This is a genomic window from Lysinibacillus sp. LK3, assembly GCF_001043675.1.
GTDB lineage: Bacteria > Bacillota > Bacilli > Bacillales_A > Planococcaceae > Lysinibacillus > Lysinibacillus capsici.
The window spans coordinates 1-14,884 of sequence record NZ_LDUJ01000029.1; the positions used below are offsets into that span (position 1 = coordinate 1).

Below are 14,884 nucleotides of genomic sequence, written 5' to 3' on the forward strand. Positions count from 1 at the left end.
TTCAGTTTTCAAGGTTCATTTTGTTTATTTCGTCGTCACCTCTTGGCGACTCATTTATAATATCAAGATTCCAAAACAAAGTCAACAGTTTTTCCAAAAATATTTTAATACAATATATAAATGTTTCAAAAAACGATTATGGTTAAAATGCTCACTATTTAATTGATTACTATTATTGCGAAGTGTTTGTTAAGAAAAAATTATATTAGCACTTGCGTAGAGTACATCTCTTACCTAATAAAAAAAGGCAAACCACATAATATAGTTTGCCCGTCTATCTATAAATTAGTTATGATACGTGAAATATAAAAACTGCGATTTTTCCCTAAATCAAAAATTTCCCCTGAATGAATTAATTTAATAAGTGGTCGTGTTGGGGCAAATTTATTTACAAACATTACTTCCCCACGTTCTAAATTAGAAAGCTCTACAATTGTACCTATCGGAAGATCTGCAACAATATCAATTAATGCACGTACTACTTTAATATCAAATTTACCAAACTCAGATTCATTAATCATTTCAATTACTTTAAATGAAGATTGTTTCGTTCTATATACTCGTTCACATGTCATAGCATGAAAAACGTCTGCAACAGCAATGATTTGTGCAAATATAGAAATATTGGCGATCTTTTCGTTCTTCGGATATCCACTACCATTTAAACGTTCATGATGTTGGAAGATTGCTTCTTTCATCGTTTCTTTTAAAATGGTCAAATCTTTCACCATATTATGGCTATAAATCGGGTGTTTATATATCTCATCATATTCTTGCTCTGTTAATGGTGTCTTCTTATCCCTGATACGAGGATGTACTTTAGCCATACCACAATCAGCCAATAAACCACCGATGGCTACTTGAATAGTGGTTCCTCTATCATAACCAAGTTTTTGAGCAATAACTGAGGCAATCAGACCAGTTGCTACACAATGATGATACAGGTAGTCTTTTGGATTTGAATACTCATTTAAATCAAAAATAATAGTACGATCTTCTAGTACCATCTCTACTAAAGGTAAAATAATTGTTCTGGCCTTTGCAATATCCACCTTGGCGCCCGCTTCCCAGTTTTTAAATTCTTTTTTAAACTGTTCAACAGAATGATTATAGATTTTCCTAAAAGTTGGAAGTTCTTCTATTATAACTTCGACATCACTTTCATTCTTTTCTACACGAATATCATTTTCACTTTTATAAACGGGGACGGTGAAAATATTAAATGCATGAAAAACTTGCAAGTGTACATAAGAAATCATTGTATCTTTGAAAATAATCGGATACTGTGTATTAGCAAATATATCTTCAGAAATTACCTTGCCAACACCTAGCTCTGAAATTGGAACATGTATAGTTTCCACAGAATGAACACCTCTCCACTATTTCTTGCTTCAAAATAAGGTATTATCATTTTATCATGGAATTCAAAATAATTACTTATTTTTCATTATTTACGTAAAAAAACCGATGACGACATTCAATAATGTCGTCATCGGATTATATTATTCTTCGACTTCCTCTTCGTCTTCAAAAGACTCTTCTGCTTTTTCCACTTTAGCGACAGTTGCAACCAATTCGTCATCTCCTAGTCGAATTAAACGTACACCTTGCGTACTGCGCCCAATTAATGAAATATCATTTACATCCATACGGATAAGCATACCATTAATAGTTATAAGCATTAAATCCTCAGAACCATCGACGGTTTTTACAGCCACCATTGGACCATTCTTATCTGTAATCTGAATAGTTTTCAGTCCTACTCCACCACGACTTTGTAAACGATAGTCCTCTTCAGAAGTACGTTTACCGTAACCTTTTTCAGTTACTACTAATATTTCTTGCCCTGGTTCAACAATCTCCATGCCAACTACTTCATCACCATCACGTAGCTTAATGCCTCGAACACCACCAGCTGTACGGCCCATAGATCGAATGTCGTCTTCTTGGAAACGAACGAGCATACCATCGCGAGTACCAATAATCACTTGTTTCTCTCCATCTGTAAGACGTACCGAAATAAGATCGTCGTCTTCTCTCAAGCTGATTGCGATTAAACCATTTGTTCGGATGTTAGCAAATTGTGATACAGGGGTACGTTTTGTAATACCTGTTTTTGTGGTAAAGATAAAGTAAGCATCTTCATCAAACGACGCAACACGAATCATAGCTGTTACTTTTTCGCCTTTTTCTATATTAAGCAAGTTTACGATTGGTAACCCTTTAGCAGTGCGACCGAACTCAGGAATTTCATATCCTTTTGCTCTAAATACTTTACCTTTAGACGTGAAGAATAAAATTGTATCGTGGGTAGAAGTATTCATTAGATGCTCTACAAAGTCGTCTTCATTTGTACCCATTCCTTGTACACCACGACCACCACGCTTTTGACTACGATATGTATTCGCAGCTAAACGCTTGATATAGCCATTATGTGTTAAAGTAACAACTGAGTTTTCAACAGGAATTAAATCCTCATCCTCAATCATTTCAATTCCACCTGATGTAATCTCAGTACGGCGTGTATCATTAAAACGTTCTTTCAACTCTAAGATTTCAGTACGAATAATATCTACAATTTTCTCTTCATCTGCTAAGATTGCCTTTAATTCAGCTATAAGAACTTGAAGCTCTTGATATTCTGCTTCAATTTTTTCACGTTCTAAGCCACTTAATCGAACGAGGCGCATATCTAAAATAGCTTGAGCCTGACGCTCCGATAAGTTAAAGCGTTCCATTAATTGAGGTTTTGCTTCTTCACCACTACGTGAACCACGTATAATAGCGATTATTTCATCAATATGATCGAGTGCGATTCGTAAGCCTTCTAAAATGTGAGCGCGGTCTTCAGCTTTTCGAAGATCAAACTCTGTACGACGACGAATAATTACTTTTTGGTGTTCTAAATAATGGTATAGCATTTCTTTTAAGCCTAATACTTTAGGCTGACCGTTTACTAAAGATAGCATATTGATACCGAAGCTAGATTGCATAGCTGTTTGTTTATATAAATTATTTAGTACAACATTAGCATTTGCATCTTTACGAACTTCAATCACTACACGCATACCACGACGGTCTGATTCATCACGTAAATTTGTGATTCCATCTATTTTTTTATCACGTACAAGCTCTGCAATTTTTTCAATAAGCTTAGCCTTATTCACTTGGTAAGGCAATTCATGAATAAGAATAGTTTCCTTACCATTTGCCTTTTGCTCAATTTCCACTTTCGCACGGATGATAATGGAACCTCGACCAGTTTCATAGGCTCTACGAATACCACTACGTCCTAAAATTAATCCACCAGTAGGAAAATCAGGGCCAGGAATGATTTCCATCAGCTCTTCAGTCGTAATGGCCGGATTTTCAGAAAGTGCTATAACAGCATCAATTGTTTCGCCCAATTGATGCGGAGGAATATTTGTTGCCATACCTACAGCAATCCCTGCAGCACCGTTGACTAAAAGATTTGGATAGCGACTTGGTAAAACTATTGGTTCTTTTTCTGATCCATCATAGTTATCTGTATAGTCAATTGTATCTTTATTAATATCACGGAGCATTTCCATTGCTATTTTAGACATACGTGATTCTGTATAACGCATGGCTGCTGCGCCATCACCATCAACAGAACCAAAGTTTCCGTGACCATCAACAAGCATGTAGCGATAGCTAAAATCTTGTGCCATACGTACCATTGCATCATAGATGGAAGAGTCACCATGTGGATGGTACTTACCCATTACATCCCCAACGATACGTGCTGACTTTTTGTAGGCTTTATCTGCTGTATTACCTAATTCCTGCATCCCATATAAAATACGACGATGAACTGGTTTTAATCCATCACGTACATCAGGTAATGCACGTGATACAATTACACTCATTGCATAATCAAGAAAGGATGTTTCAATTTCTTCTGTTATATTAACTCCTTTAACACCGGAGCGTTCTTGTTCTGACAAAGTGTAGACCTCCTCTCAAGAAAAATTAGATATCTAAATTAGCGTATACGGCATTTTCCTCGATAAATTGACGACGAGGTTCAACTTCATCGCCCATTAAACGTTCAAATGCTTGGTTTGCTTTAATTGCATCATCTAATTCTACTTGTAATAATGTGCGGTACTCAGGATCCATTGTTGTTTCCCAAAGCTGTTCAGCGTTCATTTCTCCAAGACCTTTATAACGCTGCACATTTGGCTTTGGCATTTTTGGTAGCCGTTCTAAAATTTCTTTTAATGTCTCTTCATCATAGCAATACTCAATATGTTTACCTTGTTTCACTTGATAAAGTGGTGGCTGTGCAATATAAATATAGCCTGCTTCTATAAGTGGTCGAAGGAAACGGAAGAAGAATGTTAAAAGTAATGTACGAATATGTGCCCCATCGACATCGGCATCTGTCATGATAATGATTTTATGATAACGAGCTTTCTCTAAATTAAACTCCTCACCAATACCAGTGCCGAATGCTGTTATCATCGCACGGATTTCCGCATTCGATAAGATTTTATCTAGACGAGCTTTCTCAACGTTAAGGATTTTACCACGTAAAGGTAAAATTGCTTGGAAGTGTCGATCACGTCCAGATTTAGCCGAACCGCCGGCAGAATCACCCTCAACAATATAAATTTCACAATCAGCTGGGTTAGTAGAAGAACAGTCAGCTAATTTACCCGGTAAGCTAGATACTTCGAGGGCATTTTTACGACGAGTAAACTCACGTGCTTTTTTCGCAGCTACACGAGCACGGGCTGCCATTAATCCTTTTTCCACAATCTTTCGTGCAACCGTTGGATTTTCTAACATAAAACGCTCAAAGCCATCTGAGAACAAAGAATTGGTAATTTGACTTACTTCTGAATTCCCTAACTTTGTTTTTGTTTGTCCTTCAAATTGCGGATCTGGGTGTTTCACAGAAACTATAGCTGTTAACCCTTCTCGTACATCCTCACCTGTAAGATTAGCGTCAGATTCTTTTAGTAATCCACTTTTTCGTGCATAGTCATTAATAACGCGTGTAAGGGCTGTTTTAAACCCTGACTCATGTGTACCGCCCTCATACGTATTAATGTTATTAGCAAATGAAAAAATATTAGAAGAGAATCCAGCATTATATTGCATAGCAATTTCTACTGTGATGCCATCCTTCTCCCCAAGAACATCAATTGGATCATGGATTGGCTCTTTGGATTGATTTAAATGCTCAACATAAGAGCGAATACCACCTTCATAGTGGTATGTTGTTGAGCGAATCTCTTCTTCTCGTTCATCAGCAATCGTAATCTTAATACCACGATTTAAATAAGCCAATTCTCTAATACGATGAGCTAAAATATCATATTCATAAACAGTAGTTTCTTTAAATATTTCTGGGTCAGCTTTAAAACGCGTTGTTGTACCATTATGATCTGTGTCACCGATAACCATTAACTCTTGAACTGTTTTTCCACGTTCAAATTTTATTTCATGGATATGACCTTCACGATGTACTTGAACAATTGTTTCCACAGAAAGTGCATTTACTACTGATGCTCCAACTCCATGAAGACCACCAGAAACTTTATAGCCTCCACCGCCAAATTTACCACCAGCATGTAAAACAGTCATAATAACTTCAACAGCAGGCTTACCCATTTTTTCTTGAATACTAACTGGAATACCACGACCGTTATCTTCTACACGAATCCAGTTTTCTTTTTCAATTGTTACTTTGATATCTGTACAAAATCCTGCAAGTGCTTCATCGATACTATTATCAACAATTTCCCATACTAAATGGTGAAGCCCTTTAGAGCTAGTTGAACCGATATACATCCCTGGTCTTTTACGTACTGCTTCTAAACCTTCTAATACCTGTATCTGATCGGCCTCATAAGCTTGGTTTTGTAAACCTTCGTTCTCTATAGCCACGGCTTTCATCTACTCCTTCATAACATCATTGTGTGTAAATGAATGAACAGTCAACCGAGCTGACTATTACCATTCTTTTTGTAATCTAAAAAACTACCCTGGCTAACTTCTTTCAATCGCACCTTGTTTCACGTGGAACAGTTGAGCCTGTTCCATCGTTTCATGATGAATTCCTTCCACACTTGTGGTTGTAACAAAGGTTTGGACTTCACCCTGAATGGTATTTAATAAATGCGATTGGCGATAATCATCGAGTTCCGATAAAACATCATCTAAAAGTAGTATGGGTGTTTCATTTGTTTCTTGTTTAATTAATTCAATTTCAGCAAGCTTTAAAGACAATGCAGTAGTACGCTGCTGTCCTTGTGAACCATAAGTTTGAACATCATAGCCATTCACTAAAAATTGTAAATCATCTCGGTGTGGACCAACTAATGTCACGCCTCTATCAAATTCACGTTCTCTCGCTTCAATTAATTTTTGATGTAAAGTATTTTCAATTTCACTAGTAGAGTGTTCTTTTTCAATACCAGCTACCGTACGATATTTTATAACCAGTGTTTCCTTACCTTGCGATATACCTGCGTGTATGGGTTCCGCCCACTCTTGCAATAAATCCATAAATTGAAATCTTTTACGAATAATTTGGGTAGCAGCGTGAATATATTGTTCATTGTAGACCTCATACATCACATCATTTGGCATGGACTTGCCTTGGTTCATTTTTAAAAAATGGTTACGTTGTTTTAAAACTTTTTGAAAGGTTAATAAATCATGTAAATAGACAGGCGAAATTTGCCCAATCTCCATATCAATAAAACGCCGACGTATTTGCGGACTTCCCTTAACAACGTTCAAATCCTCTGGCGCAAACATAACGACATTCATTTGACCAATATAATGACTAAGGCGACTTTGCTCTATATGATTTATCTTGCCCTTTTTACCTTTCTTTGTAATCGTAAGTTCGATCGGTAAAATACCATGCCTTTTTTTAACGGCCCCTTCTATTTTACCATAGTCTGAATCCCAACGTATCAATTCTTTATCGTTCGTTGTTCGATGGGACTTAGCCATTGCTAAAACATAGATGGACTCCATAACATTTGTTTTTCCTTGTGCATTTTCACCAATGAAAACATTAATTTTTGGAGAGAAGTTTAAAGCTAAGGCATCATAGTTACGGTAATTTGTAAGTTTTATTTGCTCAATATACATAATTTATTGTCCAGTTGGTCCTATAATTTGAAAACGACCACATCCAGGAATATTTACAATATCTCCGTTACGTAATTTACGACCTCGACGATCGTCTACTTCTCCGTTTACATATACAGCATGTTCTTGTAAAAACCACTTGGCCATACCACCTGAACTAATGGCATCAGTAATTTTTAAAAGTTGCCCTAACGTGATGAACTCCTCATCAATTTTAATGTCCTGCATAGTGTGTTCCCCTCCGAATACAGACTGTCTATCTCTCTATCATACCTAAAATTACGCCATAAGTAAAAAAAGATAGTCACAATGAGCGACTATCTTAACAGATCTTATATTCTTTAGTAAGTTCGTACAGGTAAAATTAATTGTAAAATAGCATCATCATGAACGGAACGTAAAATAAACGGTCTCATTGCCCCAGTAAATTGAATAACTACGTCTTGTCCATCTATTGCTTTTAATGCTTCCATCATATATTTTGCACTGAATGAGATTTTCAAACCTTCCCCTTCTAATGCTTCCACAGGAATTTCTTCTTGTACTTTACCGATTTCAGGAGAATTAGAAGAAACCTCAACTGCTTGGTTATCTAAAATTTCAAAACGGACAACATTATTACGATCTCCTCGTGCAACAAGTGATGCACGGTCAATAGCTTGTAATAAAGATTTACCATTAATTGTTATATTTGTTTGATACTCTTCAGGAATTAAACGAGTTGTGTCAGGATAATTTCCTTCCAGTAAGCGAGAGAAGAATAATACATCACCAGTTTTAAATAATACTTGCTGACTTGTAATAACGATTTGGACAAGATTTGTAGAATCTTCAAGTACTTTATTTAATTCATTCAAACTTTTCCCTGGAATTACTACACTATGTTCAACTTCTGGTAAATTTTCGAGTTGCACTTTACGTCTTGCCAAACGATGACTATCTGTTGCAACACAGATTAATGTTTCATTTTTGATCTGCCAGTTTACACCTGTCAACACGGGTCTACTTTCTGAAGTGGCAACAGCGAATACTGTTTCACGGATAATTGTTTTTAAGAGATCAGCAGGAATAGTAAATTTTTGATCTTCTGTAAGCTCTGGTAATAAAGGATACTCTGCTGCATCTGAGCCAATTAAATGGAATTCCGATTTCCCTGAACGAATATGCGTTTGGAAACCTGGTGTTACTTGAATTTCAACATCGTTTGTTGGTAATTTACGTACGATTTCATTAAACATACGTGCTTGTACAACAATTGAACCTGTTTCTGTAATGTGAATAATTTGTTGTCCATCTTCTTCTACTGGAATAAATGTTTGAATAGTTATATCAGCATCACTACCAGTTAAGCGGATCCCTTCCTCTGTTACGTCAATTTTAATACCAGTTAAAATCGGAATAGTTGTTTTTGAACTTACTGCTTTCATGACATCATTTAAACCTTCTAATAAACGGTCACGTAAAATATCAAATTTCATTCGTTTTCCCTCACATATTTATATTATTTATTTATATAAAATAAAAAGATATAGTAATAGGCCCTGTGGATTTGTGGATAAGTATATTTTAATGAATAAAATCAGTCTATCCACATGTAGATAGACTGTGTATAAGTTTGTGTTTAAATAGTTAGTTTGTCCACAGCAATTACTTGCCTAGCATACTACGAATTTGTTTAACATCTTGTTGAAGTTGAACGTCATTTTTCAACATAGAAGATATTTTTTCGTGCGCATGGATGACAGTCGTATGATCGCGGCCACCAAATTCTTCGCCAATTTTGGGCAGCGAAAAATCTGTCAATTCGCGCGATAAGTACATAGCGATTTGACGTGGAAAAGCAATTAATTTAGTACGTTTTTTAGCAGCGAAATCTTCCAAACGTATACTAAAATGTTCCCCTACTGCATTTTGAATGTCTAATATTGTCACTGTTCGCGGTTTTGAATTTGGAATGATATCCTTCAATGCCTCGGCAGCTAATGTCGCTGTAATATCTTTGTTTACAAGAGATGAGTAGGCAACGACGCGAATAAGCGCACCTTCAAGCTCCCTAATATTGGAGTCAATCTGGTTCGCAATATAAAGCATTACTTCATTTGGTACCTCTAGACCGTCTGCTTTTGCTTTTTTACGCAAAATAGCGATACGAGTTTCCAAATCGGGTGGCGCAATATCAGTTATTAACCCCCACTCGAAACGTGAACGGAGCCGATCTTCTAAAGTTGGGATCTCCTTAGGAGGTCGGTCACTTGATATAACAATTTGTTTGGATTCTTCATGTAAAGTATTAAAAGTGTGGAAAAATTCTTCTTGAGTTGATTCTTTTCCAGCAAGGAATTGAATATCATCAATTAGCAGTACATCCACGTTGCGGTACTTATTGCGAAAATCAAGTGCTTTGTTATCACGAATTGAGTTAATAAATTCATTTGTAAATTTCTCGGATGATAAGTACACTACTTTAGCATTTGGATTATGCTCTAATACATAATGACCAATAGCGTGCATTAAGTGCGTTTTACCTAGCCCTACTCCCCCATAAATAAAGAATGGATTGTATGCCTTAGCAGGTGCTTCAGCTACAGCTAGCGAAGCTGCATGTGCAAAGCGGTTACCAGAGCCAATAACAAACGTGTCAAAAGTATATTTCGGGTTTAACATACCTGGTGAAATATCATGATGTTCATTATTTTTTGCTTGGATAATCGGCGCTGGCAAATCAAAATCGTCCGAATCCTGGTTTTTTTGAACAACAAATTTAATAAGCAAGTCTTCGCCTGTTAGCTCCGTTAATATACCTGTAATCAAATGAATATAATGATTTTCAAGCCAGTCTCGAGCAAACGAATTTGGCGCAGCAATTGTCACAGTGGACCCACTACCATTGTAAGATAGTAACTTCGTAGACTTTAGCCACGTTTCGAAGCTTGGTTTAGAAATTTTTTGTTCAACTTGAGCCAGGACATTGTTCCATAGTTCTTCTAAATGTTCCAAGCTACTAATCTCCTTTACAGTGTTCAATACAAAAAAAAATCGCATTTATAGAATTGTAAATACGTTCATTTTATAACTCGTCCACATAATCACAAGTTGTGGATAAAAGTTAACCAAAGGCTGTGATGAAAATTATCCACAGCATATTAACAGTTGTGGATAATTAAAATGTTCGTTTTAGTTTTCAACAAAGTGAAGCACAGTAATCGTATCAGAAAAACAAAGCTATTTCAATAGTTTGTGAAACTTATCCACATAGCTTACAGTTATGCACTTTATAGTTGTCCACAAGCACTGCTTATGTGAGAAACCTGTAGATAATTGTTGTGGATAAAAAATAATGCAAAAAATACTATACACAACTCTGTGTAAAAAAAACAAGTACTCTGTGGATAAATATTTTTATGTTTATGTAGAAAAAAATATTTCTAGTAGAGATCCAAACACTAGAAAATTGAGAATAGAATAAATAGATAGTTGGACGGATTAAAAGAAATTTGTGAAATTCATTGACAAAATAACTAGATACTTTATATAATATTCGAGTCTGTATGTTGAAAAATTCAACTCATATCAGGAGGTGTCTATATAAATGAAACGTACTTACCAACCAAAAAAACGTAAGCACAGCAAAGTACACGGTTTCCGCGCACGTATGAGCACGAAAAACGGTCGCAAAGTTCTTGCTGCTCGTCGTCGTAAAGGAAGAAAAGTTTTATCAGCATAAAATAAGTCCACTGAGCCACATCAGTGGTCTTTTTTTTCTTTATTTTTGGTAAACCTAGAAATGAGGATCAAAAGATATTATCTAATAGCAGGTGAAAGAAATGAAAAAACGCCAACGAGTGAAGAAGAATGATGATTTTCAAAAGGTGTTTAAAAAAGGTAAATCTTTCGCTAATCGTCAGTTTGTTGTTTATTTTTTAGTAAAAGAGGGACAAACGGAATTTCGTGTAGGTTTATCAGTTAGTAAGAAGCTTGGGAATGCGGTAACACGCAACCAAGTAAAACGCTATATTCGACAAAGTATTCATGAATTAAAAGATGAGCTAAAGCCGAATATGGATTATGTTATTATCGCCAGACATCCGGCGGCCACTATGGATTTTCATGAAGTGAAACAAAGTTTGCAGCATGTACTACGAATCGCAAAGGTAATGAAAAAAGTGTAATGTATGCAACCAAGTGGTGAAATTACGCCTGTACTGTTAGCAACAGAATAAATAATATGTGATTTTGCATAAAATTATATGTAAGAGAATTATACACACGGGGGTATTTGTGGTGAGAGTTTTCGCTTAAAAATATGTAAAATTCACAACTTATCTTAGGAATAAGTGTGTGTAGTTAGAATATTTAGTAGAGTGAATGTTATAGGCATGATAAAATAACTGATAACTTTATCTTCATCGAGGACTCTCAAAAGTGGACTGAAATAAAGATAAGGCTACTGACGTTAAACCGATTATGTGATAGGAAACTGTCGGTACAAAAAGAACCATATAGAATAAGAAAAAGTGAATAGTAATTGTAGGGGGAAGAAGGTTGAAAAAACAACATTGGGTAATTTTGTCACTAGTATCGGTAGCCTTACTACTTTCTGGTTGTACAGAATTCAATGAACCAATTTCCAAAGATAGCACAGGCTTCTGGAATGAATTCATTGTTTGGCCGTTGGTATCAGCAATAAAATACTTTGCTGATCTGCTAGGTACGTATGCATGGGGGATCATTGCCGTAACGATTATTATTCGTTTAGCAATTTTACCATTGATGATCAAACAAACAAAGAGTTCTAAAAAGATGCAAGAAATTCAACCAAAATTGAAGGAACTGCAAAAGAAGTATGCTTCTAAGGATGCTCAGACACAACAACAATATCAGCAAGAAATGATGAAGTTAATGAGTGAATCTGGAGTAAATCCACTTGCAGGATGCTTACCAGTAATCATTCAAATGCCAATCTTAATTGGTTTCTATCATGCAATTAGCCGTATGAATGCAACATCAACATTTGATTTAGGGAATTTCTTTATCTTCCCGCTAGCAGATCCTGCACCTGCATTAGCTATTACAGCTGGCTTAATGCAATTTATCGTGTTACGTACAGGACCAGCAATGGATAATCCTCAAATGAAAATTATGATGTATATTATGCCATTCATGATTATTGGTTTTGGTATGGCCTTACCAGCTGCATTATCATTATACTGGGTAATCGGAAACATTATTTCGATTTTCCAAAACTTGTACATTTATAAACCTTGGAATAAAGATAAAACACAACCTGCTCAAAATGGAGGGGCTAAAAAGTGAAACAACTTACGCAAATAGGCGCAACAACACAAGAAGCGATCTCATTGGCGTTACAGAAACTTGGCAAAACCCGTGAACAAGTAGATGTTGAAGTTTTACAAGAAGGTAAAAAAGGATTTTTAGGTTTTGGTGCACGTTCTGCAGAGGTACGTGTAACAGTAAAAGAAGTTCAGGTTCCGACAATTGAAAGCGACAATGCGCAATTGCAGGTAGTAACTCAATTATATGAACCAATAGAAGTAGATGATGTTGAAACACTAAGTTCACAAGTTTCTGAACAACCAAGTGAAATGGAAGAAGTTCAACAAGTCGTTAAAGAACAAGATGAGGATGACTCAGCAAATCCAATTGAAGAGGCAAAGGCTTATTTAAGTAGTATCGCTGAACAATTGGCTATTCATGATCTTGAGATTGCTACGACACGCGAAGGGAAATATGTATTATTTCAACTAAAAAGTGAGAAAGCTGCCCTGCTTATAGGGAAACGAGGTCAAACATTAAATTCCTTACAGCAATTAACACAACTCGTATTAAATAAAAGCGCAAAGCAGTTCTTAATGGTGAAACTAGATGTAGAAAACTATCGCGAGCGTCGACAAGTAGCTTTAGAATTACTTGCGGATCGAATGGCGGATAAAGCATTACGCTTAAATCAACGTGTGGCATTTGAACCAATGCCGTCTTACGAACGAAAGATAATTCATAATCAATTAGCAAATCGTCTAGATCTTGAAACGTATTCAGAAGGTACGGAGCCTAATCGTTATTTAGTAATAGAACCCGTAAAAAAATAAGTAGGCTGTTTCACATAATCATACAGACAATATATTTTGAAAGGTCATTTTATCTTTTAGATAAAATGACCTTTTTTAATGAAACGTAGCAAATTTTGTCGAAAATATGATTAGCGAAAAATTGATTTTATCCACATTTGGAAATGATCCTTACTTTAGATTTTGCTGAAAATATGTTAGTCTAAGGTGTTAGTAAGTATTGGTCGGTTTTGATTATCCACATGTGGATAACGTTGAGGAGGTCATTAAATGGAGTTCGATACAATTGCTGCGATATCCACACCGATGGGTGAAGGTGCCATAGCCATCGTTCGTTTAAGTGGAGACGAGGCTGTGACGATTGCAGACAAAATATTCAAATCACCCGGGGGAAAAAGTTTAACAACCAAAGATTCGCACACTATTCATTATGGACATTTAGTCGATCCTAAAACTAATGAGGTAGTAGAGGAAGTAATGCTATCGCTGATGCGTGGGCCAAAAACATTCACACGTGAGGATGTAGTTGAAATAAACTGTCATGGTGGATTAGTTTCAGTCAAACGCGTGTTGCAACTTGCTTTAACAAATGGAGCAAGGTTAGCTGAGCCAGGTGAATTCACAAAACGTGCCTTTTTAAACGGACGTATTGATTTATCACAGGCTGAAGCAGTAATGGATTTGATAAGAGCTAAAACAGATCGTGCGATGAATGTGGCTCTGGGTCAAATGGATGGAAAATTATCGAGACTTATTGGTGATTTGCGCCAAGCTTTACTAGAGACATTAGCCCAAGTAGAGGTTAATATAGATTATCCAGAGTATGATGATGTAGAAGAAATGACTGTACCTGTATTAGTAGAGAAATGTACATGGGTAAAAAATGAAATTATAAAACTTTTGCAAACATCTTCTCAAGGAAAAATTTTACGTGAGGGATTATCAACAGTTATTTTAGGTCGTCCGAATGTAGGGAAATCTTCACTATTAAATAGCTTAGTACAAGAAAATAAGGCCATAGTGACAGATATTGCAGGGACTACTCGTGATATTATAGAGGAGTACGTCAATGTCCGAGGTGTTCCACTTCGTTTAGTGGATACAGCGGGTATTCGGGAAACAGAAGATATTGTTGAACGAATTGGAGTAGAACGCTCACGGGAAGCTCTTCGTGGAGCTGATTTAATTCTGTTTGTATTAAACTATGCAGATGAATTAACTGCTGAGGATGAGCGTCTATTCGAAACAATTGAAGCGATGGATTACATCGTTATTGTCAATAAAACAGATTTACCGCAAAAAATTGATTTGGCTCGTGTCAAGGAATTAGCTGGTGAGCATCGCATTGTAACAACTTCTCTGCTACAAGAGGAAGGTATTACAGAGCTAGAAGAAGCCATTGCTGCACTATTCTTTGAGGGACAAATCGAAGCGGGCGATTTAACATATGTTTCAAACGCAAGACATATTGCCCTTCTACACCAAGCACAAGCAACGGTAGAAGATGCAATAGCAGCTGCACAGGATGGTGTACCAGTTGATATGGTACAAATTGATGTAACAAGAACATGGGAAATACTTGGCGAAATCATTGGTGATACTGTTCAAGAAAGCCTCATCAATCAACTATTTTCTCAGTTCTGTTTAGGAAAATAATTTTC

The 14,884-nt window shown here is 36.2% G+C and carries 12 protein-coding genes; 5 read left to right on the top strand and 7 right to left on the bottom strand.

The features are described 5' to 3' along the window. Positions 1–278: 278 nt before the first annotated feature. From VK91_RS19355 to dnaA, 7 genes are all read right to left on the bottom strand, one after another. Complete coding sequence (locus tag VK91_RS19355) at positions 279–1,361, bottom strand: HD-GYP domain-containing protein (RefSeq protein ID WP_048395194.1); 1,083 nt, start codon at positions 1,359–1,361, stop codon at positions 279–281. Between the two features lie 141 nt (positions 1,362–1,502). Beyond that, complete coding sequence (gene gyrA, locus VK91_RS19360) at positions 1,503–3,968, bottom strand: DNA gyrase subunit A (RefSeq protein ID WP_048395196.1); 2,466 nt, start codon at positions 3,966–3,968, stop codon at positions 1,503–1,505. Positions 3,969–3,993: 25 nt separating this feature from the next. Further along, entirely contained in the window at positions 3,994–5,928 is a 1,935-nt protein-coding gene (gyrB, locus tag VK91_RS19365) for a DNA topoisomerase (ATP-hydrolyzing) subunit B (protein WP_048395198.1), read from the bottom strand. Between the two features lie 93 nt (positions 5,929–6,021). After that, on the bottom strand, positions 6,022–7,137 hold the full coding sequence (gene recF, locus VK91_RS19370; RefSeq protein ID WP_048395200.1) for a DNA replication/repair protein RecF: 1,116 nt from the start codon (positions 7,135–7,137) through the stop codon (positions 6,022–6,024). A 3-nt stretch (positions 7,138–7,140) separates the two neighbouring features. Beyond that, a complete protein-coding gene (gene yaaA / locus VK91_RS19375) occupies positions 7,141–7,365 on the bottom strand; it encodes a S4 domain-containing protein YaaA (RefSeq protein WP_004233303.1) in 225 nt (74 codons plus the stop codon). A 113-nt stretch (positions 7,366–7,478) separates the two neighbouring features. Next, positions 7,479–8,615 carry a DNA polymerase III subunit beta gene (gene dnaN, locus VK91_RS19380; protein ID WP_048395202.1) on the bottom strand — a complete coding sequence of 379 codons (1,137 nt, stop codon included), beginning with the start codon at positions 8,613–8,615 and terminating at the stop codon, positions 7,479–7,481. A 169-nt stretch (positions 8,616–8,784) separates the two neighbouring features. After that, a complete protein-coding gene (dnaA, locus tag VK91_RS19385) occupies positions 8,785–10,179 on the bottom strand; it encodes a chromosomal replication initiator protein DnaA (RefSeq protein WP_369700628.1) in 1,395 nt (464 codons plus the stop codon). 547 nt (positions 10,180–10,726) lie between these two features. Here dnaA and rpmH point away from each other — a divergent pair. From rpmH to mnmE, 5 genes are all read left to right on the top strand, one after another. Beyond that, positions 10,727–10,861, top strand: coding sequence for a 50S ribosomal protein L34 (rpmH, locus tag VK91_RS19390; RefSeq protein WP_004233310.1), 135 nt, complete (start codon positions 10,727–10,729; stop codon positions 10,859–10,861). A 100-nt stretch (positions 10,862–10,961) separates the two neighbouring features. Then, positions 10,962–11,306 (top strand): ribonuclease P protein component, encoded by a 345-nt coding sequence (gene rnpA, locus VK91_RS19395; protein ID WP_048395204.1) that lies wholly within the window; start codon positions 10,962–10,964, stop codon positions 11,304–11,306. A 373-nt stretch (positions 11,307–11,679) separates the two neighbouring features. Beyond that, entirely contained in the window at positions 11,680–12,450 is a 771-nt protein-coding gene (gene yidC, locus VK91_RS19400) for a membrane protein insertase YidC (RefSeq protein ID WP_025115704.1), read from the top strand. After that, positions 12,447–13,244, top strand: a complete 798-nt coding sequence (jag, locus tag VK91_RS19405) for an RNA-binding cell elongation regulator Jag/EloR (RefSeq protein ID WP_048395207.1) — start codon at positions 12,447–12,449, stop codon at positions 13,242–13,244. The genes yidC and jag overlap by 4 nt, the downstream gene beginning before the upstream one ends. A 249-nt stretch (positions 13,245–13,493) precedes the next feature. Then, positions 13,494–14,879 (top strand): tRNA uridine-5-carboxymethylaminomethyl(34) synthesis GTPase MnmE, encoded by a 1,386-nt coding sequence (mnmE, locus tag VK91_RS19410; protein WP_048395209.1) that lies wholly within the window; start codon positions 13,494–13,496, stop codon positions 14,877–14,879. The last annotated feature ends 5 nt before the right edge of the window (positions 14,880–14,884 follow it).

Excerpts from the sequence above, each read along its gene's own strand:
- recF (WP_048395200.1), bottom strand. The coding sequence starts at position 7,137 with ATGTATATTGAGCAAATAAAACTTACAAATTACCGTAACTATGATGCC.
- rnpA (WP_048395204.1), top strand. The coding sequence starts at position 10,962 with ATGAAAAAACGCCAACGAGTGAAGAAGAATGATGATTTTCAAAAGGTG.
- dnaN (WP_048395202.1), bottom strand. The coding sequence starts at position 8,615 with ATGAAATTTGATATTTTACGTGACCGTTTATTAGAAGGTTTAAATGAT.
- gyrB (WP_048395198.1), bottom strand. The coding sequence starts at position 5,928 with ATGAAAGCCGTGGCTATAGAGAACGAAGGTTTACAAAACCAAGCTTAT.
- mnmE (WP_048395209.1), top strand. The coding sequence starts at position 13,494 with ATGGAGTTCGATACAATTGCTGCGATATCCACACCGATGGGTGAAGGT.
- dnaA (WP_369700628.1), bottom strand. The coding sequence starts at position 10,179 with ATGCGATTTTTTTTTGTATTGAACACTGTAAAGGAGATTAGTAGCTTG.
- rpmH (WP_004233310.1), top strand. The coding sequence starts at position 10,727 with ATGAAACGTACTTACCAACCAAAAAAACGTAAGCACAGCAAAGTACAC.
- yaaA (WP_004233303.1), bottom strand. The coding sequence starts at position 7,365 with ATGCAGGACATTAAAATTGATGAGGAGTTCATCACGTTAGGGCAACTT.